Consider the following 20,717-nt stretch of genomic DNA (forward strand, 5'->3'; position numbering starts at 1 on the left):
CTCCGGCCCCTTCTTCGTCATCGCGAGGCGCGCAGCGCCGTGGCGATCCAGGGGCCGGGACCACTGGATGGCCACGCCCCTTCGGGGCTCGCCATGACGGGTCAATGTTTCAGGCCGTCGGTATTACAGGGCCAAGTCCAGCACCCGGCCCTCGAAGATGCGGTCGCGTGACCCTTCGAGGTGGCGGCGCATGGCCGTCCGGGCCCGTTCCGCCTCGCGGCTGCGGATCGCGTCGAAGATCGCGCGGTGCTCGTCCAGCACACCTGCCAGGCCCGATCGCGGCCCCATCAGCGAGACGCCGTGGAACTTCATGCCGACGGCGATGTGCTCCCTCAGGGCCTGCAGGGACGACACGTAGTAGTGGTTGTTCGCCGCTTTGGCCACGGCGAGATGGAAGGCGAAATCGGCGTCCTCGCGATGCCGATGCGCCCGCGTCGCGTCGCGCATCAGGTCGAGCGCCGCGGCGATCGCCGCCAAGGCCGGCTCGTTCCAGCGCAACGCGGCGTAGTAGGCGTGATCGGGTTCGATGGTCAGGCGGAATTCGTAGCAGCGCTGGATGTCGGCGATCGTCTCGACCGGGGAATAGCCCAGCGCGAGCCGCTCCGCCTGCGCGGCCTGCGGCTTGACGAAGCTGCCCGCCCCGCGCCGCGAATAGATCAGCCCCTCTTCGCGCAGCCGACCCAGGGCCTCCCGCACGATCGGGCGCGACACCTGGAACTGCGCGGCCAGCTCATGCTCGCCCGGCAGCTTCTGGTCCGGCTGGAACTGTCCCGCGCCGATCTGGGTCAGCAGGTGCTGATAGACCTTCTGGACCAGGGGGGTCTGGCGTCCGCGCCCGGTCATCACCGCATCGGCCTCGCTGCCGAGGGCGACGGGGGTATTCTCTTCCAGGGCGCCCTGTTCGGACATGACATCGTCTCGCACGTGATTGCCCGGATCAGGACCGGCACGGATCTCCCTATTATCTGCGGCCTCTGCCGGCTCAGATCAACTGCTCTCCCTGTTGATGCGTGACGGAGTTGTTAAGATGCAGACATGCATCTGCACGAATGGCGCCCGAATATCGGCATTCAAGTTTACAACATGTTGACACCGATATCCCTCCGCGGTTCAATGCGCCCGCCTGGGAGTGGCTCACGCCGCCCGCCCGGGCGAACGGATTCCGCATGGTCGGGGAAGGGAGGGATGATCCGGATGCAGGCCTCGACGCGGCTCCAGCTGATCGCGGATGACCTGACCGGTGCCCTCGACACGGCGGCGCCATTCGCCGGCGCGACCGGGCCGATCCCGGTCTACTGGACGGAAGCACCGCAATCCTTGCCGGCGACAGGCATCGCCCTCGACAGCGGCACCCGCGAGGCCGGGCGGGACCAGGCGCGGGCGACCCTGGCGCGGCTCGTCGCCGGATTGCCGAGGGCTTCGGACGCGCTGCCCTATGCCAAGCTGGACAGCCTGCTGCGGGGCCATGCCGGGGCGGAGATCGCCGCCTGGCTCCAGGTCCTCGCGCCGGCCCATTGCATCATCGCGCCGGCCTTTCCGGCGCAGGGCCGGGTCACCCGCGACAGCGTGCAACTGGCGCGCACGGCGGATGGCTGGCGGCCGGTCGGGGCCGACCTGCACGCCGACCTGCGGCGGGAAGGGCTGGCGGTGCAGCATCGCCGGCCCGGCGATCCAGTGCCGCCGGGCATCAGCCTGTGGGATGCCGAGACCGACGCCGACCTGGCCGCCATCGCGGCGGCCGGCCGCGCGCTCGAGGCGCCTGTCCTGTGGTGCGGCAGCGGTGGGCTGGCCGGTGCCTTGGCGGGGACCAGCCGCCCCTCCGCACGCCATCCTGCCGTGCCGGCCGCTCCGCGCCCGGTGCTGGGGCTGTTCGGCACCGATCATCCCGCCACCGCGGAGCAGCTGGCCGCCTGCCGGCCGCTCGTCACCGCCCTGCGTCCCGGCGAAGACGGCAGCGCCGCCCGCGTGGCCGGGCGAATGAACGAACAAGGGATCGCGCTGGCCACCGTGTCGCTGCCCGACCGGCTAACGCGCGGCGAGGCCGCCCGGCGCATCGGGGACGAGCTGGGCGCCCTGGCGCGGCGGATCGACCCGCCCGGCACCCTGCTGGTCGCCGGCGGCGAGACCCTGCGGGCGCTGTGCACGGCGCTGGAGGCGGAGCGGCTGGATCTCGACGGCCATCTTCTGCCCGGCGTCCCCCGCTCGACTCTGCGCGGCGGGCGGTTCGACGGCGTCCGCGTCATCTCGAAATCGGGCGCGTTCGGCGACCCCGGGCTGCTGCGCCGGCTGCTCGGCCTCGAACGGGCAGACCTCCAGGGAGCTCAAGCATGACACCTCATCTCGCCATCACCATGGGGGATCCGGCCGGCGTCGGCCCGGAGATCATCGTCAAGGCCTGTGCGCGGCTGAAGGACAGGCTGGCGGCCGGGGACCTGCGCCTGCTGGTGATCGGCAGCCGGGTCTCGCTGGAGGCGGCGCGGACGGCGCTGGGCAGCGATCTGGACTTCCCCGAGGTGCAGGAGGGCGATGCCGCCTGGCCGGCGCTGGCCTGTCTGCAGGCCGGGCCGGAGGGCGAGCCGATCCGGCCGGGCGTGCTGTCGGCGGATGGCGGGCGCTTCGCCTATCTGGCGGTGGAGCGGGCGGTCCGGTTGGCCCAGGCCGGGCGGATCCAGGGCATGGTCACGGCGCCCTTGAACAAGGAGGCGCTGAACAAGGCCGGGTATCATTTCGCCGGCCACACCGAAATGCTGGCCGAGCTGACCGGCGTCCGCGGCTCGGTGATGATGCTGGCGCACGGCAACATGCGCGTCAGCCACGTCACCACCCACATCGCGCTGCAGGACGTGCCGGCCAGGCTGACGCCCGAGCGGCTGCGCACCGTCATCGACCTGACCGACCAGGCGTTGGCCGGGCTCGGGCTGCCCCGCCGCCGCATCGCCGTCGCCGCCCTGAACCCGCATGCCGGAGAGGGGGGCCTGTTCGGCCGGCAGGACATCGACGTCAGCGAGCCGGTGATCGCGCGCTGCGTGGCCGACGGGCTGGACGTGGTCGGCCCGATTCCGGGCGACACCGTCTTCGTCAAGCTGCGCGCCGGCCAGTACGACGCGGTCGTCGCCATGTATCACGACCAGGGCCACATCCCGGTGAAGCTGCTGGGCTTCAACGTCAATCCGGAGACCGGGGCCTGGGACGCGCTGAGCGGCGTCAACATCACGCTGGGCCTGCCGATCATCCGCACCTCGGTCGACCACGGCACCGCCTTCGACATCGCCGGCAAGGGCATCGCCAACGAGCTGAGCCTGATCGAGGCGATCGAATACGCCGAGGCGCTGGCCGCCGCCCGCACCGCAGCCTGACGGATCCCGCCATGACCATCGACGATACGACCACTGGCGACCTGACCCGCCCGATCGACCTGACCCGCCCGCGCCGCATCGAGTTCGGGTCGGGCGCCGCCCCGGCCGCGGGGCGCTGGATCCGGGAGAGCGGCTTCACCCGCGTGCTGGTGGTGGCGGACGCCTTCAACGCCGCGCGGGTGGAGCTGCTGGGCCTCGCCGGCGCCGTGACCGTGTTCGCCGAGATCAAGCCGGAGCCGGACATCCCCAACCTGGAGGCGCTTCTGGCCGTCGCCGAGGCGGCGGAGGCCCAGGTGGTGGTGGGGTTCGGCGGCGGCAGCGCCATGGATCTGGCCAAGCTGGCCGCGGTCCTGCCCGGCAGCGGCCAGCCCCTCGCCGATGTCGTCGGGGTCGAGAAGGTGGCCGGCAAGCGGGCGGCCCTGGTCCAGGTGCCGACCACCGCGGGCACCGGCAGCGAGGCGGGGACCCGCGCCCTGGTCACCGACCCGGCGACGCGCAGCAAGCTGGCGGTGCAGAGCCTGCACATGCTGGCCGACCTCGCGGTGATCGACCCGGATCTGACGATCAGCGTCCCGCCCGCGGTTACCGCCGCCACCGGCGTCGACGCCCTGGCCCATTGCGTCGAGGCCTACACCAATCGCAAGGCGCATCCGGCGATCGACCTCTACGCCCTCGAAGGTGCCCGGCTGGTCGGCCGCTGGCTGCCGCGGGCGATCGCGGATGGCGGCGACCGCGCGGCGCGCGCCGGCCTGGCCCTGGCCTCGTTCTACGGCGGCCTCTGCCTCGGCCCGGTCAACACCGCCGGCGGCCATGCGGTCGCCTATCCGCTGGGCACCCGCCACCATGTGGCGCATGGCGCGGCCAACGCCCTGATCTTCCCGCATGTGCTGGCCTTCAACGCCCCGGCGGTGCCGGAGCGGACCGCCGCCGTGCTGGCCGCGCTGGGGCTGCCGGCCGCGACCGATCCCGGCGCGGTGTTCGACGCCGCCCATCGCTGGTGCGCCGGTCTCGGCTGTGAAATGCGGCTGTCGGCCTATGGCGTGCCGCAGGACGACCTGCCGCGCATGGCGGAGGAGGCGCATGCGATCCGCCGGCTGCTCGACAACAATCCGCGCGACCTGACGCGCGACGACATCCTGGCGATCTATCGCGCGGCCTACTGAGCCGGGCGCGCCAGACACGGAGGAAACATGATCACCGGTCCTTTCGTCGCCATCGTCACCCCGTTCGACCGGGACGAGGCCCTCGATCTCGCGGCGCTGCGCCGCCAGGTCGACCGCCAGGCCGCGGCCGGCAACGGCGTGTTCTGCGCCGGCACCAATGGCGAGTTCTATGCGCTGTCCTTCGAGGAGAAGGTGCGGCTGGCCGAGACCTGCGTCGAAGCAGCGGCCGGCCGGGTGCCGGTGCTGGCCCATATCGGCGAGATCGCCACCGGCCAGACCATCGCCCTCGGCCGGCGGGTCGAGCGGCTGGGCGTCAAGGCGGTCTCGGCGATCACGCCGTCCTTCATCGCCTGCTCGCAGGCGGAGCTGACCGACCATTACCGGCGCGTGGCCGATGCGCTGTCGGTGCCGCTCTACCTCTACAACATCCCGGCGCGCACCGGGAACACGCTGGAGCCGGACACCGTCCGGGCGCTGGCCGAGCATCCCAACATCATCGGCATCAAGGACAGCGCCGGGTCGCAAGAGAGCCTCGACGCCTTCCTGGCGATCGCCCGCGACCGGTCGGATTTCGACGTGCTGGTCGGGCCCGACTCCCTGGTGCTGCACGGGCTGCGCCACGGCGCGGCCGGCTGCATCTCCGGCCTCGGCAATGTCTGCCCGGTGACCCTCAACGGCATTCACGCCGCCTTCGTCCGTGGCGACCTGGTGGCGGCCGAGGCCCACCAGGCCCGGTTCAGCGCCCTGCGCAAGGATCTGTATGCGCTGGGCTTCCCGCCGGCGATGGTCAAGCGCGCGCTGTGCCACGCGATGCCGGAGGTCGGCCGCAGCCGCGGCCCCGTGCTGATCGGAGAGGAGGCCGATCGCCGGATCGCCGAGATCTCCAGGGCCTATGTCGAGGCCGCGGGCTAGCCGGCGGCGTCCCCATCGACGAGAGAAGGCTGGGACATGACTGAGAGCGCGACCCGGGACGGCGGCGCGGCGATCGCGGCCGTGCGCGGCAGGACCAAGGTGCGGTGGATCGTGGCCGGGCTGATGTGGCTCGCCATCGCCATCAACTACATCGACCGCACGGTGCTGGCGGCGGCTGCGCCGCATCTGACGCGGGACCTCGCCATCCCGCCCGAGATGATGGGCATCATCATGTCGGCGTTCTTCTGGTCCTACGCGCTGCTGCAGATCCCGGCGGGATGGTTCGCCGACCGGTTCGGCCAGAAGATCGGGCTGGGGGCGGCGGTCGCCTGGTGGTCGCTGGCGACCTCCGCCAGCGGCCTCGCCACCGGCTTCACTTCTCTCCTGGGGCTGCGCGTGGCGCTCGGCGCCGGCGAGGCGGGGGCCTATCCGGCCAATGCCGGCATCGCCGCGAAATGGTTCCCGGACAGGGAGCGGGCGACGATCTCCGCCCTGTTCGACAGCGCCTCGAAATTCGGCGGCGCCGTGGCGATGCCGCTGATCGCCTGGATGATCTCGATCCTCGACTGGCGGCTGACCTTCGTTGTCATCGGTGCCGTCGGCCTGGTCTGGACTGCCGCCTGGTGGTGGTTCTTCGCCGAGACACCGGAGACCCATGGGCGCGTCAACGCGGCGGAGCTGCGGCACATCCGCGACGGCCAGGCCCGGCGCCACGGCACCGATAAGACGATCCCGATGCGCTGGTACCAGCTGCTGCGCTACCGGAACATCTGGGCGATGTGCCTCGGCTTCTTCACCATCAACTACATCTCCTACTTCTTCATCACCTGGCTGCCGACCTATCTGGTGAAGGAGCAGGGGATGGGCTTCCTGACCATGGGTCTGGTCGCCTCGCTGCCGCTGCTGGCGGGGCTGGTGTTCGAGATCCTGGCCGGCTGGCTGTCGGACCGCATCGTCCACAGCGGGCGCCTGTCGCTCACCGCCACCCGCAAGCTGTTCCTGATCGGCGGGCTGATGATGGCGCTGTGCATCGGCCCGGCGCCGTTCTCCACCTCCGTGACCGTCACCGTGCTGCTGCTGTGCATCGCCAAGGCCGGCACCACCGTCGCCGCCTCGCAGGTCTGGGCGCTGCCGGGCGACGTCTCGCCGCGCAACATGACCTCCACGGTCGCCGGGCTGCAGAACATGGTCTCGAATTTCGGCGGCATCGTCGGGCCGATCGTGACCGGCTTCATCGTCGCCGCCACCGGCTCCTTCAACGCCGCCCTCGTGTTCTCCGCCGCGATCGGCGTGCTGGGGATCCTCAACTACGCCTTCCTCCTCACCAAGGTGGAACCGATCCGCGACGCGGGAGAGAACGCATGACGCTCACGGTGGTCAGCCTGGGCGGGCCGGTGGCGCCGGAGGCGGAGGCGCTGCTGCGCGCGGCCGGCGTCAACTCCATCGCCACGGAGCCATATCCGGGGAGGGAGCGGATGATCACGACCCTCGCCGAGCATCAGGCGGATGCCGTGATCGTCCGCCTGGTCGACCGGATCGACGAGGCGGTGCTGCGCGCGTCGCCCAGGCTCAGGGTGGTGGCCAAGCACGGCGCCGGAACCAACGACATCGACGTGGCGGCCGCCGGGCGCCTCGGCCTGCCGGTCCTCGCCGCGACCGGATGCAACGCCCATTCGGTCGCCGAGCACGCGCTGGCGCTGATGCTGGCCCTGATCAAGGACCTCCGGCGGCAGGACGCCTTCGTCCGCGGCGGCGGCTGGGAGAAGAAGGCCTATCAGGGGCACGAGCTGCGAGGCCGCAGGCTCGGGCTGGTGGGGATCGGGCTGATCGCCCAGGCCCTCGCCCGGATGGCCGATGCCGTCGGCATGCAGGTCACGGCCTATGACCCCTTCGCCCCGGACGAAGCCTTCGGCGCCAAGGTCGGGCGCGCGGCCGATCTCGACACGCTGCTGCGCGAGAGCGACGTGGTCAGCCTGCATTGTCCCCTGACCGACCGGACCCGGGGCCTGATCGGGGCGCGGGAGCTGGGGCTGATGAAGCCCACCGCGCTTCTGATCAACACCGCCCGAGGCGAGGTGGTCGACGTATCCGCCCTGGTGCAGGCGCTGCAGGCCGGCGCCATTGCCGGCGCGGGGCTGGACACCTTCGCGCCCGAGCCGCCCGCCGCGGACAATCCGCTGTGGCGGCTCGACACCGTGATCGTCTCTCCGCATGTCGGCGGGGTGACCGAGGAGGCGCGTCGGGAGGTCTCGCTGCAGACGGTGCGGAACGTCCTCGCGGTGCTGCGGAACGAGGATGTCCATCCACGCTACGTCGTCCGCGTTCAGGACGGGCAGTGACCGACACGGCTCGGATGACAGGGCTTCCGGCGGATCTCGAGCCGCCGGACCGGCCGCTCCTCTGCTCTCCTACGACATGATCAGACCGCCATCGACATTGATGGTCTGGCCGGTGATGTAGGCGGCGTCGTCGCTGGCCAGGAAGGCGACCAGGCCGGCCACGTCCTCGCCGGTGCCGGCGCGGCCCATCGGGATGCCGCGCACCCATTCCGCCATCAGCTCGCCCGGCTTGTAGTCGCCCAGCAGCTTGCCCCAGGCGGTGTCGTTGTAGGCCCACATGTCGGTGTCGATGATGCCGGGGCAGAAGGCGTTCACGGTGATGCCTTCCTTCGCCACCTCCTTGGCCAGGCTCTGGGTCACCCCGACCACGCCGAATTTCGAGGCGGCGTAGTGCGGCGTGAAGATGAAGCCCTGCCGCGCCTGGCCGGAGGCGGTGTTGATCAGCCGGCCGCCGCGGCCGTGCTTGCGGATCCGGCGAATCGCCTCCTGGCAGCACAGGAACACGCCCTTGGTGTTGACCGCCAGCACCTTGTCCCATTCCGCCTCGGTCATGTCCTCGATCCGGGCGATGGTGATGACGCCGGCATTCTGGATCGAGATGTCGACCGTGCCGAAGCGCCGCTCGGCCTCGTCATAGAGGGCCGCGACCTGGGCCGGGTCGGTGACGTCGGCGACAAAGGAGGCGGTGCGGCCCCCCTCCTGCGCGATCCGGGCCGCGGTCTCGGCCACGGCGGCCTCGTTGGCGGCCAGCAGCACGGACGCGCCCTCGGCGACGAAGCGGCGGGCGATGGCGGCGCCGATGCCGCGGCTGGCACCGGTGATGACGACGGTCTTGTCGGTGAAGCGGGGCATGGGCTCTCTCCCGGAACTCTCTTGGTTGGGGTCAGCGGGCGAAGTCGCTGTCGGACTGGGCCAGCAGCTTCTCCGCCGTGAAGCGGTCGGTGATCAGGATGTTGATGTGGCGGCCCAGAAGGGCGCCGCGGATCGCCGCCACCTTGCGGGCGCCGCCGGCGACGCCGACGATTCGGGGAACGGCGCGGATCTCGTCCAGCGACATCGAGATCACCCGCTCGTCCAGCGGGGTCTGGACCGGGGCGCCATAGGCGCCGAAGAAGCGCAGGCAGATGTCGCCGACGCCGCCGCTGCGGGCCACCGCCTCCAGCTCTTCGCCGGTGAAGACGTTGCCGCTGTTGGCCAGCATCTTCGACGGCTCGACCGCGCCGATGCCGACCAGCGCCAGGGTGATCCGCCGCCACTGCTCCATCGTCGCCCGCACATAGGGGTCGGCCAGCAGCGCCCGCTTGGCCGAGGCCGACCCGGCAACGCCGGGGGCGGGGAGGAGCTGGGGCTGCGACCCGGTCAGCTGGGCCAGGCGCGTGGTCAGGTGGGTGGCGTGGCCCTGAACGGCGGGGTTGCCCATGCCGCCCAGCATCTGCACCACCCGATCCGCCGCCACCCGCTTCAGCGGGTTGATGGCGTCGACCATGCGCAGCAGCGACGCGCTCCAGGACGAGATGCCGATCACTTCGCCCTGATCCAGCGTCGTCTCCAGGAAATGCGCCGCGGCGTCGCCGATGCCGGCCAGGATCGATTCCTCGCGGTCTTCGCCGCATTCGGCGACGATCGCCTCGGTCAGGCCGAAGCGCTCGCGCAACCCTGTCTCCAGATCGACATAAGTGCCGCGCGGGGCATTGATGGTGATGCGGACGATCGATTCCTCCTCGGCCCGCTTCAGCAGGCGCGAGATCGTCGCCTGCGAGATGTGCAGCCGCTGCGAGATGTCGGACTGCTTCAACCGGTCGACGTAATACATCTGCGCCACCCGGGTGATCAGGCGAAGCTCGTTGATGCGGCTCATCGGCAGGCGGCCTCGATCGTCGGTTGCCGGTTCGGCTGGTTGGAAAATTTATGCATCACGGCCTGATTATTCAGACGCAGGCTGGCATCCGGTCAAGCGGAAGCTGCACATCCAAGTCAGCCGCGTCCACGAATTTTCTCCTAATCCTGAATGCTTATCATTCTTTGGGCGGAGCGTCAGGCCGAGCGGCTTGACGCGGTTTCGACTCGTCGATAGCATGAATTTAAATCTGAGTATGAATAATTATTCAAACCGGAGGAGCGGTGCTCGACCCCAAGCCCCCATTCGTCCTCGACACGGTCCCCGACGTGGCGCGCATCGCCGTGACGGACGGGGCCGAGCGGGCGCGCCTCCTGGCCGGGGCGGCGGCGGAGATCCGCGCCTCCGTACTGCGCATGATCGGGCAGGCCGGCCTCGGCCATGTCGGCGGCGACCTGTCGGTGACCGACATCCTGGCGACGCTGTTCTTCGGCGTGCTCGACCTCGATCCCGCTAACCCAACGCGGCCCGACCGCGACCGCTTCATCCTCAGCAAGGGCCACTGCGCCGCGGCGCTCTACAGCACGCTGGCGCTGCGCGGCTTCATCCCGCAGGCCCAGCTCGGCAGCTTCATGGCGCCGCTCTCCGCCCTGAACGGCCATCCGAACCGGCGCAAGGTGCCGGGGGTCGAGGCCAACACCGGCCCGCTCGGCCACGGCCTGCCGATCGGCGTCGGCTGTGCCGTCGCGGCGCGGCTGGCCGGCGCGTCCTGGCGCACCTTCGTCGTGCTCGGCGATGGCGAGCTGCAGGAGGGCAGCAACTGGGAGGCCGCGATGTCCGCCGGCCATCGCGGGCTCGACAACCTGACGGCGATCGTCGACCGCAACCGGCTGCAGCAGGGTGCCCGCACCGAGGACACCAACCGGCTGGAGCCGCTGGCCGACAAGTGGCGCGCCTTCGGCTGGGAGGCGATCGAACTGGACGGCCACGATCACGCCGCGCTGTGGGCCGCCTTCACCGCCGCGCCGGCCGGCAGGCCGCGCTGCGTCATCGCCCGCACGCTGAAGGGGAAGGGCGTGTCCTTCATGGAAGACCGCGTGGAGTGGCACCACAAGGTGCCGTCGCCGGCGCAGATCGAGCAGGCCCTGGCGGAGGTCGCACGATGAGCGCCGATGTCGCCGCCAAGGCCGGCACCTTCGACTGCCGCAAGGCCTTCGCCGAGACGCTGACTGAGCTGGCCCGGACCGACCGGCGCATCGTCGCCGTGTGCAACGACTCCGTCGGCTCCAGCAATCTGACGGCCTTCGCGGCCGAGTTCCCCGACCGGCTGGTCAATGTCGGCATCGCCGAGCAGGCCATGGTCGGCGTCGCCGCCGGCCTGGCCAATGGCGGCTTCATCCCCTTCGTCTGCGCCGCCTCGCCCTTCCTGACCGGCCGGGCGCTGGAACAGATCAAGGCCGACGCGGCCTACAGCCAGTATCCGATGGTGCTGTGCGGCATGAGCCCGGGCATGGCCTATGGCGAGCTGGGGCCGACCCACCATTCGATCGAGGACCTGGCCTGGACCCGGGCGATCCCGGAGCTGACCGTGATGGTGCCGGCCGATCCGTCCCAGACCCGCGCGGCGGTGCGCTGGGCCGCGGGCGCCGGACGCCCGGTGTTCCTGCGCATCGGCCGCTTCCCGGTGCCGGAGGTGACGCCGCCCGGCGCCGAGTTCGGCGCGGGCGCGACCCAGCAGCTGCGCGCCGGCGGCGACGTCACGCTGGTGGCGACCGGGACCATGGTGTCGCGGGCGCTGGAAGCCGCGGAGCTTCTGGCCGGCGAGGGGGTTGAGGCCCGTGTGCTGAACGTCGCCACCCTCAAGCCGCTCGACCCCGAGCCGCTGCTGCGCGCCGCGACCGAGACCGGCCGCATCGTCACCGTCGAGGAGGCGGTGGTGCAGGGCGGTCTGGGCGGCGCCGTGGCCGAGATCGTGTCGCAGGCGCATCCGGTGCCGATGCGCATCCTCGGCGTCACCGGCTTCGCACCCACCGGCAGCGCCGCCTTCCTCCTGGACCATTTCGGGCTGAACCCGGCCGGCATCGCCGCCGCCGCCCGCGAACTGGTGGGCTGACCCATGCCGGCGCCGCTCCTCCTCGCCATCGACCAGGGCACCAGCTCCACCAAGGCGCTGCTGGTCGACGCCGCGGGGGCGGTGGTGGCGCGCGGCGCCGCCCCCTTGGGCGAGACGCATCCCCGTCCGGGCTGGGTCGAGCAGGACCCAGCGGCGATCTGGGACAGCGTCCGCACGGCCGTGGCCGCCTGCCTGGAAGGGCAGGATCCGAAGGCGGTCGCCGCGGTCGGCTTCAGCACCCAGCGCGAATCCCTGCTGATGTGGGACCGCCGCACCGGCCAGGCCCTGTCGCCGCTGATCAGCTGGCAGGACCAGCGCACCGGTGAGCTGTGCGAGACGTTGCGCTCGCCGGGCGCCGAGCGGCTGGCGCGCCAGCGCAGCGGCCTGCCGCTCGACCCGATGTTTTCGGCAGCCAAGGCCAAATGGCTGCTCGACAGGCTCGACCCGGACCGCGTCCGGGCGAAGTCCGGGGATATCTGCCTCGGCACCGTCGATGCCTGGCTGCTCAGCCGCTTCGGCGGCGAGGCGGTGACCGAGGCCGGCAACGCCTCGCGTACCCAGCTGCTGGATGTCCGCCGCGCCGCCTGGGACCCCGACCTGATGGTGCTGTTCGGCGTGCCGGAGGCGGCGCTGCCCTGCGTCGTGTCCTCGACCGGCCCGTTCCCGTCCGTCCGGGGTCTTGACCCGCTGCCGGATGGCGTGCCAGTCGCGGCGGTGCTGGGTGATTCCCATGCGGCGCTGTTCGCCCATGGCGCCTTCGCCCCGGGCCAGATCAAGGCGACGATGGGCACCGGCTCCTCCGTCATGGGGCTGATCGACCGGGCCGAGGCACTCGATCCCGGCCTGTGCCTGACCATCGCCTGGTCGATAGACGGTCCGGCGCTGGCGGCCGAAGGCAATATCCGCTCCGCCGGCTCGACGCTGCGCTGGGCGGCGGAGCTGCTGGGCCTGTCGACGCAGGAGCTGGCGGATCTAGCGGCGAATGCCTCCAGCGACGGCGTGTACCTGGTGCCCGGCTTCAACGGGCTGGGCGCGCCGTGGTGGGACCTGAACGCGGTCGGCCTCCTGGCCGGCTTCACCCTCGGCACCGGCCGGGCCGCGGTGGCCCGCGCGGCGCTGGAATCGATCCCGCACCAGATCGCCGACGTGGTCGAGGCCATCGACCGCAGCGTCGGGCAGGTCCGCACGCTGCATGTCGATGGCGGCCCGACCCGCAACCCGGTGCTGATGCAAGCGCTGGCCGATCTCGCCGGCTGCGAGGTGCTGCGGTCGGACACGGCCGAGCTATCGGCGCTCGGCGCGGCGCATCTGGCCGGGCTCGGCGCGGGGATCTGGTCGTGGGACGGCCTCGCGGCGCTGCCGCGGGAGCGCCACGGCTTCGCCCCGGCGATGCCGGCCGACCGGCGCCGGGCCGAACGGGATGGCTGGCGGCGGGCGGTGCGGCGCGCCTCGGGTGCGGTGCCGCCGGAGACGGCGGGGCGCTGAGCCGCCCCGTCTCGTGAACAGCAAGAGGACGACAGGGATGGAAGCGCGCATCGACCAACCGGCCCCCAGGACGATCCTGCCGCGGATCAGCCTGACCAGCGGCGCCCAGGGCCCGCTGATCGGCCTGGTCCTGCTGTGCGTGATCTTCTCCTTCGCCTCGGACCATTTCCTGTCGGTCCGCAACGCGCTCAACGTGCTCGACCAGGTCACGGTGCTGGGCATCCTCGCCATCGGCATGACCGCGGTGATCGTGATCGGCGGCATCGACCTGTCGGTCGGCTCGGTCCTGGCGCTGTCGATGATGGTAATGGGCTGGCTGGCGCGCGACATGCAGCTGCCGATGGCGCTGGCCCTGCTGCTGGGCATCGGCGCCGGCGCGCTGTGCGGCCTGGCCTCGGGCCTGCTGATCACCCTGGCGCGGCTGCCCGCCTTCATTGCCACGCTGACGATGATGTCGGTGGCGCGCGGCCTGGCCAACATCCTGACCGACGGCACCCAGATCGTCGGCTACCCCGACTGGTTCACCTCGCTCGCCATCGTCCGCCATTTCGGCTTCCTGTCGCTGACCGTGGCGCTGTTCCTGGTGCTGGTCGCGGTCAGCTGGCTGTACCTGACCTTCCGGCCCGGCGGCCGCAATCTCTACGCCATCGGCGGCAGCCGCGAGGTGGCGCGCCTCGCCGGCATCCATGTCGGCCGGGTGACGATCGCGGTCTATGCCGCGGCCGGGGCGCTGGCCGGCATCGCCGGCATGGCGCTGGCGGCGCGGCTCGACTCCTCCCAGCCCAGCGCCGGCCTCGGCTACGAGCTCGACACCATCGCCGCGGTCGTGATCGGCGGCGCCAGCTTGTCCGGCGGCGTCGGCAGCATCGGCGGCACGGTGGTCGGCGTCCTGATCATCGGCGTGCTGCGCAACGGGCTGAACCTGCTCGGCGTCTCGCCCTTCGTGCAGCAGGTGGTGATCGGACTCGTGATCGCCGCCGCCGTCACCTTCGACACCCTCGGCCGGCGCAACCGCTGACCGGGACCACAAAGACGGGACGACCGTCGCAACAGGAGAGGACCGACCCATGAAGACCCGTTTCGCCGTCGCCGCGCTGGCGCTGTTGGCCGGCACCGCCCTCGGCTCCAGCGCCTGGGCCGAAGACAAGGTGATCGGCCTGGCCGTCGCCAACCTGCAGGCCGACTTCTTCAACCAGATCAAGCAGTCGGTCGAGGCCGCGGCCCAGGAACAGGGGATCAAGGTCGTCACCGTCGACGCCAAGGGCGATTCCGCCACCCAGGTCAGCCAGATCCAGGACCTGATCACGCAGCAGATCGACGCGCTGATCTACATCCCGGCCGGCGCCACCGCCGCCAGCGTCCCGGTGAAGGCGGCCAAGGCCGCCGGCATCCCGGTGGTCGCGGTCGACCGCAACCCGGCCGACGCGCCGGGCGACACCTTCATCGCCACCGACAGCGTCGCCGCCGCGCGGACGCTGGGCGAGCATGTCTGCAAGGTGACGGGCGGCCAGGGCAATGTCGCCATCATCCAGGGCCAGCTCGGCACCACGCCGGAGCAGGATCGCGACAAGGGCTTCACCGAGGCGCTGGAGAAGTGCCCGGGGCTGAAGGTGGTGGCCAAGCAGGCCAGCACCATGTGGATGCAGGACGAGGGCTTCAACATCGCCCAGGACATGCTGCAACGCGACCCGACCATCTCGGTCTTCTTCGGCCGGGCCGACGCGCTGGCGCTGGGCGCCGCCCAGGCGGTGAAGGTGGCCAATCTCGACCACAAGGCCTGGATCTTCGGCTTCGACGGCGACGTCGCCGGGCTGAAGGCGGTGCAGGCCGGCACGCTGGACGCGACCATGACCCAGACCACCCAGCAGATGGGCCGGCTGGCGCTGCAGTCCGCGCTGGAGCTGGCGGACGGCAAGAAAGTCCCGGCCGAGCAGCTGCAGCAGGCGACGCTGACCACCAAGGACAACGTCGCCGGCTTCATCGAGAAGCACCCCTGATGACGGGCGCGGCGACCGTTCGCGCCGCCGTGGCGGAGAGCCCCGAGGGGCTCTCCATCCGCGGCATCGGCAAGGCCTATGGCGGCATCACCGTGCTGCAGGATGTCGACCTCGACATCCGGCCGGGCGAGGTGCTGGCCCTTCTGGGCGAGAACGGCGCCGGCAAGTCGACCCTGTCCTCTGTCATCTCCGGCCTGGTGCCGCCCAGCACCGGCCATATGACCTGGCAGGGCCGGCCCTACGCCCCGGCCTCGCCGGGGGAGGCGATCGCCGCCGGCATCGGCCTGATCCATCAGGAGATGAAGCTGCTGCCGGACCTGACGATCGCCGAGAACGTCTTCGTCGGCCGGCTGCCGGCCAGGGGCGGCCGGATCGACCGGGCGGAGATGAACCGCCGTGCTGGCGAGCAACTGCACCGCCTGGGCCTCGACATCGCGCCGACGAAGCTGGTGCGCGAGCTGCGGGTTGCGGCGCAGCAGCAGGTCGAGATCGCCAAGGCCCTGACCCTGAACTCCCGCCTGCTGATCCTGGACGAGCCGACCGCGGCGCTGGGCGGCGAGGAGACGGAGCGGCTGTTCCAGCAGATCGAGCGGCTGAAGCGCGACGGCGTCTCCTTCATCTATATCAGCCACCGCCTCGACGAGATCGCCCGCATCGCCGACCGCGTCGCGGTGCTGCGCGACGGCCGCCTGGTCGCCACCCATGAGACGGCGCAGGTGCCGGTCAAGACGCTGGTCGAGCAGATGGTCGGCCGCAGCGTCGACCGGATGTTCCCGACCGTCTCCTTGCCGGAGGAGCGGACGCGGCTCGAGGTCTCCGGCCTCACCGCCGCCGATGGCGGCTTCCGCGACATCAGCTTCACCGTGCGCGCGGGCGAGGTGTTCGGCATCGCCGGCATCGTCGGCGCCGGACGGACCGAGCTGGTGCGCGGCATCGTCGGCGCCGATCCGGTCGCGTCCGGCCGGGTGGCGGTGGACGGCCGGCCGGTCGACCTGCGCGGCCCGTCCGATGCGATCCGCGCCGGCGTCATGCTGGTGCCGGAGGACCGCAAGCTGCAGGGCGTGGTGCTGGACCACACCATCGCCGACAACATCGCCTATGCCAATTTCGACCGCATCGCCCCCGGCGGCTGGATCAGCCCCGCGCGGGTGCGCGGCTTCGCCGCCGATCTCATCGCCCGGATGGGGGTGAAGGGCACGCCCGGCCAGCGCGCCGGCAACCTGTCGGGCGGCAACCAGCAGAAGGTCGTGATCGCGAAATGGATCGCGCGCGACCCCAAGGTCTTCATCCTGGACGAGCCGACCCGCGGCATCGATGTCGGCGCCCGGGCCGCGATCTACGACGTGATCGCCGGACTCGCCGCCACCGGCATGGCGGTGGTGGTCGTCAGCTCCGACCTCGACGAGGTGCTGGGCCTGTCGCACCGGGTGATGGTGCTGGCCCGCGGCCGCAACCAGGGCATTCTCGACCGCGACCAGGCCAACCGCGTCTCTGTGATGGAACTCGCAACCCGCTGAACCAAGGAACGCCCGACCGTGCAGATCTTCCGGCTCGATGATCAGATCGCCTTCGTCACCGGCGCCGGCAGCGGCATCGGCCAGCGCATCGCCGTCGGCCTGGCCGAGGCCGGCGCCGACGTCGCCTGCTTCGACCTGCCGGCCTCGGAGGCCGGCCTCGCCGACACCGCCGGACGCATCCGGGCGCTGGGCCGCCGGGCGCTGACCCTGACCGGCGACGTGACCCAGGCCGTCGACCTGGCGCGGGCCGTGGATGCGGTCGAAGCCCAACTCGGCGCGCTGTCGGTCGCGGTGAACTGCGCCGGCATCGCCAATGCCACGGCGGCGGAGGACCTGCCGGAGGCGCAGTGGCAGCGCACCATCGACGTCAACCTGACCGGGGTCTTCCTCTCGGCCCAGGCCGAGGCCCGGGTGATGCTGCCGCGCGGCCGCGGATCGATCGTCAACATCGCCTCGATGTCGGGGTCGATCGTCAATCGCGGGCTGCTGCAGGCGCATTACAACACCTCCAAGGCCGGGGTGATCCACCTGACCAAGAGCCTGGCGATGGAATGGGCCGACCGCGGCCTGCGGGTGAACGCGATCAGCCCCGGCTACACGCTGACGCCGATGAACCTGCGGCCGGAGGTGGCGGAGCAGCGCAAGATCTTCGAGCGCGACACGCCGATGGGCCGGATGGCGACGGTGGACGAACTGGTGGGGCCGGCGGTGTTCCTGGCCAGCGCCGCCTCGTCCTTCTGCACCGGCATCGACCTGATCGTCGACGGCGGCTTCGTCTGCTGGTGAGGGATCGCGGGGCGGCCGCTTGACGGCTCCCCGCATCAGGGACTTCCAACCGTCGAGCCTTAGCATCCCGGCGCGGCCGCCCCCATTCGGGCGGTCGCGTCTTGACGCGGCTCCCATCTCCGTCATATTAATCGATTAATAAAGCCGCCACAGAGCACGAAGGCGGATCCTCAGGCTGGGGAGGAGACGGATGAGCTGGTGGAGGACGAGTGCGCTCGTCATCGGCGCCGGGCTGGGTGCCCTGGCGGCGACCGCGGCAGGGGCGGAGACGCTGACGCTCTATTGGAACGCCGGCCACGCCTATCAGGCCTATGCCGACGTGATCAGGAAATTCGAGACCGACCACCCCGGCTGGACGGTGCGCTGGGAGAAGTTCCAGTGGCCGGACATGCGCACCAAGCTGGTCGCGGACTTCTCGGCCAAGAACCCGCCGGACCTGGTCGCAGAGCCGGGCGGCTGGGTGCAGGAATTCGGGCAGCAGGGCCTGCTCACGCCGCTCAACGACTTCGTCGCCGCGGATGGTGAGGCGATGGGCTTTCCCGCCGACTGGCAGCCCTATGCGGTCGAGCGGAACAAGCTCGGCGACCAGGTTTACGGCGTCCAGATCCACCTGACTTGTGCGACGCTGGTCTACAATGTCGACCTGCTGAAGGCGGCGGGCTTCGACGCGCCGCCGGCGACCTGGGAGGAGTTCCGCGCCGTCGCCAAGGCCACCAGCTCCGGCGGCCGCTTCGGCTTCGCGCCCAACCCCAGCATCGGCTACTACTGGTCGTGGTTCCTGCAGAACGGCGTCCGCTACTACGACCCGAAGACGAACAAGGTCGGGCTCGACAGCCCGGAGGCGATCGAGGCGATCCAGTTCCTGGCCGACCTGATCCACAAGGACAAGGCGGCGACCAAGCCCGTCGCCGGCGCGGATTACGAGGGGCCGCAGAAGCTGTTCACCGCAAACAGGGTCGCAATGATCGTCACCGGCCCGTGGGACGTGAAGCCGATCCGCTCCGGCAACCCGCGGCTCAACTGGGCGGTCGCGCCATCGCTGAAGAACAAGGTGCAGTCCACCTTCGCCGGCGGCGTCAGCCTGATGATCCCGAAGGACGCCCAGCATCCGAAGGAGGCCTGGGACCTGCTGAAGCGCCTGGTCGCGCTCGATACGGAGATCGCGGCCACCAAGGAGGCCGGCATGACCATGCCGCGCAAATCCTGGGCGGAGAACCCGGAGGTGCAGGCCGACCCGGTGATCGGCAGCTTCGCCAAATGCCTGCCCTACGCCAAGGACGTGACCGCCGAGCTCCGCCTCACCGGCAAGCATGCGCGGATCGACAAGCTGCTGCAGAGCGCGCTGGAGGACATCGTCTACAACCAGGTGCCGGCGGCCGAGGCGATGCCGAAATTCGCGGCCGAGGCCAACGCCATCCTGGCGGGCAACTAGGCCGATGACGGTGAGCGGGGGCACGGCCACGCTCGGGCTCGCGGCCGGCCGGTCGCGCCGCCGCCTGACACGGCGGGCGCGCCACACGATCGCGGCCTATCTGCTGCTGTCGCCGGCGATCGTCTACTTCACCGTCTACTTCTTCTATCCGATCGCGCTCGAATTCTGGGCCAGCCTGTACAGCGGCCAGCCGCTGATTGGCGACAGCCGCTTCGCCGGCCTCGCCAACTACGCCGTGGCGCTCGGGGACGACCGGGTCCGGCAGTCGATCGTCGTGACCCTCGTCTTCGCGGTGGGGGTGACGGCCGCGAGCATCGCCATCGGCCTCGGCCTCGCGCTGCTCCTCAACAAGCCGCTGCCCGGGCGGACGGTGTTCCGGGCGATCATCTTCTTCCCCTACATCATCTCCTTCGTGATCGTCGCGCTGATGTGGCAGGCGATCCTCGATCCCTATACCGGCATCCTGAACGGCCTCCTCGCGGATCTCGGTTTGCCGACGCAGAGCTGGCTGACCGAGCCCGCGACCGCGCTGCCGGCGCTGATCGCCATCGCGGTCTGGAAGGATGTCGGCTACGCCATGCTGATCTATCTCGCGGCGCTGCAGTCGATCCCGTCCGACTTCACCGACGCCGCCGCGATCGACGGCGCCACGCCCGGCCAGCGCTTCCGGCACGTGACCTGGCCACTGCTGACGCCGACGACGCTGTTCATCGCCGTCGTCAGCATGATCGCCCAGTTCCAGGAGCTGGCGCCGGCCTATCTGATCACCAAGGGCGGGCCGGCGGATGCGACGCGTCTCTTCAGTCTGCACGTCTTCGAGGCGGCCTTCTTCGAGCTCAACATCGGCTACGCCTCGGCGCTCGCTTTCCTGATGTTCCTGCTGATCCTGGCGGTCACCTTCGTCCAGTTCCGGCTGCTCAACCGGGACGTCAGCTATTGAGGGCCGCGATGACATCGAGAGAGACGGCCGTCGCCTACCTTCTGCTGCTGCTCGCGGCGGCGCTGTGCATCTTTCCGTTCCTCTACATGCTGTCGCTGTCGCTGCAGAGCGACAGCGACATCTTCAGCGGCGTGCCGATCCTGGTTCCGGACACGCTGCAGCTCACGAATTACGTCGACATCTGGCAGAAGGCACCCTTCGCCCGCTTCGTGCTGAACAGCGTCGTCATCGCCGGCGGCATCACGCTGCTGCACCTGGTCTTCGACCCGCTGGCCGGCTACGTCTTCGCCAAGCTGGACTTCCCGGGGAAGCGCATCCTGTTCGTCGCGGTGCTGTCGACGCTGATGATCCCCTTCTTCATCCGCATGATCCCGCTCTACGTGCTGACCGCGCGGATGGGCTGGCTCAACACCTATCAGGGCCTGATCGTGCCCTTCGCCATGAGCGCCTACGGCATCTTCCTGATGCGCCAGTTCATCCGCCCGATCCCAAGCGAGCTGATCGACGCGGCGCGCATCGACGGCTGCTCGGAGATCGGCGTGTACTGGCGGATCGTGCTGCCGCAGGTGCGGCCGGCGCTGGCCACCCTCGCGCTCCTCACCTTCGTCTTCCAGTGGAACGAGTTCCTCTGGCCGCTGGTGGCGGTGAACACCACCGAGATGCGGCCGATCACGACCGGGCTCACCCTCTTCAACCAGGAATTCTTTACCCAGTGGAACATGACGGCGACGGGCGGGGTGATCCTGTTCGTGCCCAGCCTGCTGCTGTTCCTCTTCACCCAGCGCTATTTCGTCCGCAGCGTCATGCTCGCGGGCATGAAATGACCTGTCCGGAGCCCCC

At 70.6% G+C, this 20,717-nt stretch carries 19 protein-coding genes; 16 read left to right on the forward strand and 3 right to left on the reverse strand.

The features are described from left to right. Nucleotides 1-123 precede the first annotated feature (123 nt). Nucleotides 124-909, reverse strand: a complete 786-nt coding sequence (locus G537_RS0110105) for a FadR/GntR family transcriptional regulator (RefSeq protein WP_081688724.1) — start codon at nucleotides 907-909, stop codon at nucleotides 124-126. Between the two features lie 276 nt (nucleotides 910-1,185). On the opposite strand from G537_RS0110105, the gene G537_RS0110110 reads away from it, so the two are divergent. The 6 genes from G537_RS0110110 to G537_RS0110135 are packed head-to-tail and all read left to right on the forward strand — an operon-like array spanning nucleotide 1,186 to nucleotide 7,770. Beyond that, on the forward strand, nucleotides 1,186-2,331 hold the full coding sequence (locus G537_RS0110110) for a four-carbon acid sugar kinase family protein (RefSeq protein ID WP_026870022.1): 1,146 nt from the start codon (nucleotides 1,186-1,188) through the stop codon (nucleotides 2,329-2,331). After that, on the forward strand, nucleotides 2,328-3,356 hold the full coding sequence (gene pdxA / locus G537_RS0110115; RefSeq protein WP_026870023.1) for a 4-hydroxythreonine-4-phosphate dehydrogenase PdxA: 1,029 nt from the start codon (nucleotides 2,328-2,330) through the stop codon (nucleotides 3,354-3,356). The genes G537_RS0110110 and pdxA overlap by 4 nt, the downstream gene beginning before the upstream one ends. 11 nt (nucleotides 3,357-3,367) lie before the next feature. Then, nucleotides 3,368-4,519, forward strand: coding sequence for an iron-containing alcohol dehydrogenase (locus G537_RS0110120; RefSeq protein ID WP_026870024.1), 1,152 nt, complete (start codon nucleotides 3,368-3,370; stop codon nucleotides 4,517-4,519). 27 nt (nucleotides 4,520-4,546) lie between these two features. Then, nucleotides 4,547-5,431, forward strand: a complete 885-nt coding sequence (locus tag G537_RS0110125) for a dihydrodipicolinate synthase family protein (protein WP_026870025.1) — start codon at nucleotides 4,547-4,549, stop codon at nucleotides 5,429-5,431. Nucleotides 5,432-5,467: 36 nt separating this feature from the next. Further along, nucleotides 5,468-6,796, forward strand: a complete 1,329-nt coding sequence (locus G537_RS0110130; RefSeq protein ID WP_155888566.1) for an MFS transporter — start codon at nucleotides 5,468-5,470, stop codon at nucleotides 6,794-6,796. Further along, nucleotides 6,793-7,770: a hydroxyacid dehydrogenase gene (locus tag G537_RS0110135; protein WP_026870027.1), complete on the forward strand. Its 978-nt coding sequence runs from the start codon at nucleotides 6,793-6,795 to the stop codon at nucleotides 7,768-7,770. The genes G537_RS0110130 and G537_RS0110135 overlap by 4 nt, the downstream gene beginning before the upstream one ends. Before the next feature lie 69 nt (nucleotides 7,771-7,839). Here the strand turns inward: G537_RS0110135 and G537_RS0110140 are convergent, their stop codons facing one another. Next, on the reverse strand, nucleotides 7,840-8,622 hold the full coding sequence (locus tag G537_RS0110140) for an SDR family oxidoreductase (RefSeq protein ID WP_026870028.1): 783 nt from the start codon (nucleotides 8,620-8,622) through the stop codon (nucleotides 7,840-7,842). A gap of 31 nt (nucleotides 8,623-8,653) precedes the next feature. Further along, nucleotides 8,654-9,628: a sugar-binding transcriptional regulator gene (locus tag G537_RS0110145; protein WP_026870029.1), complete on the reverse strand. Its 975-nt coding sequence runs from the start codon at nucleotides 9,626-9,628 to the stop codon at nucleotides 8,654-8,656. Nucleotides 9,629-9,891: 263 nt separating this feature from the next. Between G537_RS0110145 and G537_RS0110150 the strand changes: the two genes are divergently transcribed. The 10 genes from G537_RS0110150 (at nucleotide 9,892) to G537_RS0110195 (ending at nucleotide 20,701) form a co-directional block, all read left to right on the forward strand. Then, a complete protein-coding gene (locus G537_RS0110150) occupies nucleotides 9,892-10,773 on the forward strand; it encodes a transketolase (RefSeq protein WP_169516725.1) in 882 nt (293 codons plus the stop codon). Further along, a complete protein-coding gene (locus tag G537_RS0110155; protein ID WP_026870031.1) occupies nucleotides 10,770-11,720 on the forward strand; it encodes a transketolase family protein in 951 nt (316 codons plus the stop codon). Before G537_RS0110150 ends, G537_RS0110155 begins: the two co-directional genes overlap by 4 nt. Nucleotides 11,721-11,723: 3 nt before the next feature. Beyond that, a complete protein-coding gene (locus tag G537_RS0110160; protein WP_026870032.1) occupies nucleotides 11,724-13,205 on the forward strand; it encodes an FGGY-family carbohydrate kinase in 1,482 nt (493 codons plus the stop codon). Nucleotides 13,206-13,242: 37 nt separating this feature from the next. Further along, entirely contained in the window at nucleotides 13,243-14,223 is a 981-nt protein-coding gene (locus G537_RS0110165) for an ABC transporter permease (RefSeq protein ID WP_026870033.1), read from the forward strand. 49 nt (nucleotides 14,224-14,272) lie between these two features. Beyond that, nucleotides 14,273-15,202, forward strand: a complete 930-nt coding sequence (locus G537_RS0110170; protein WP_026870034.1) for a sugar ABC transporter substrate-binding protein — start codon at nucleotides 14,273-14,275, stop codon at nucleotides 15,200-15,202. Next, nucleotides 15,202-16,719, forward strand: coding sequence for a sugar ABC transporter ATP-binding protein (locus G537_RS0110175; protein ID WP_026870035.1), 1,518 nt, complete (start codon nucleotides 15,202-15,204; stop codon nucleotides 16,717-16,719). Before G537_RS0110170 ends, G537_RS0110175 begins: the two co-directional genes overlap by 1 nt. Before the next feature lie 18 nt (nucleotides 16,720-16,737). Continuing rightward, on the forward strand, nucleotides 16,738-17,505 hold the full coding sequence (locus tag G537_RS0110180; protein ID WP_026870036.1) for an SDR family oxidoreductase: 768 nt from the start codon (nucleotides 16,738-16,740) through the stop codon (nucleotides 17,503-17,505). 190 nt (nucleotides 17,506-17,695) lie between these two features. After that, a complete protein-coding gene (locus G537_RS0110185) occupies nucleotides 17,696-18,937 on the forward strand; it encodes an ABC transporter substrate-binding protein (RefSeq protein ID WP_081688725.1) in 1,242 nt (413 codons plus the stop codon). Between the two features lie 4 nt (nucleotides 18,938-18,941). Beyond that, nucleotides 18,942-19,877, forward strand: a complete 936-nt coding sequence (locus tag G537_RS0110190) for a carbohydrate ABC transporter permease (protein WP_081688726.1) — start codon at nucleotides 18,942-18,944, stop codon at nucleotides 19,875-19,877. 8 nt (nucleotides 19,878-19,885) lie between these two features. Then, a complete protein-coding gene (locus G537_RS0110195; RefSeq protein ID WP_034851216.1) occupies nucleotides 19,886-20,701 on the forward strand; it encodes a carbohydrate ABC transporter permease in 816 nt (271 codons plus the stop codon). Nucleotides 20,702-20,717: the final 16 nt, after the last annotated feature.

The sequence above is a fragment of the Inquilinus limosus DSM 16000 genome, assembly GCF_000423185.1.
Lineage (GTDB): Bacteria > Pseudomonadota > Alphaproteobacteria > DSM-16000 > Inquilinaceae > Inquilinus > Inquilinus limosus.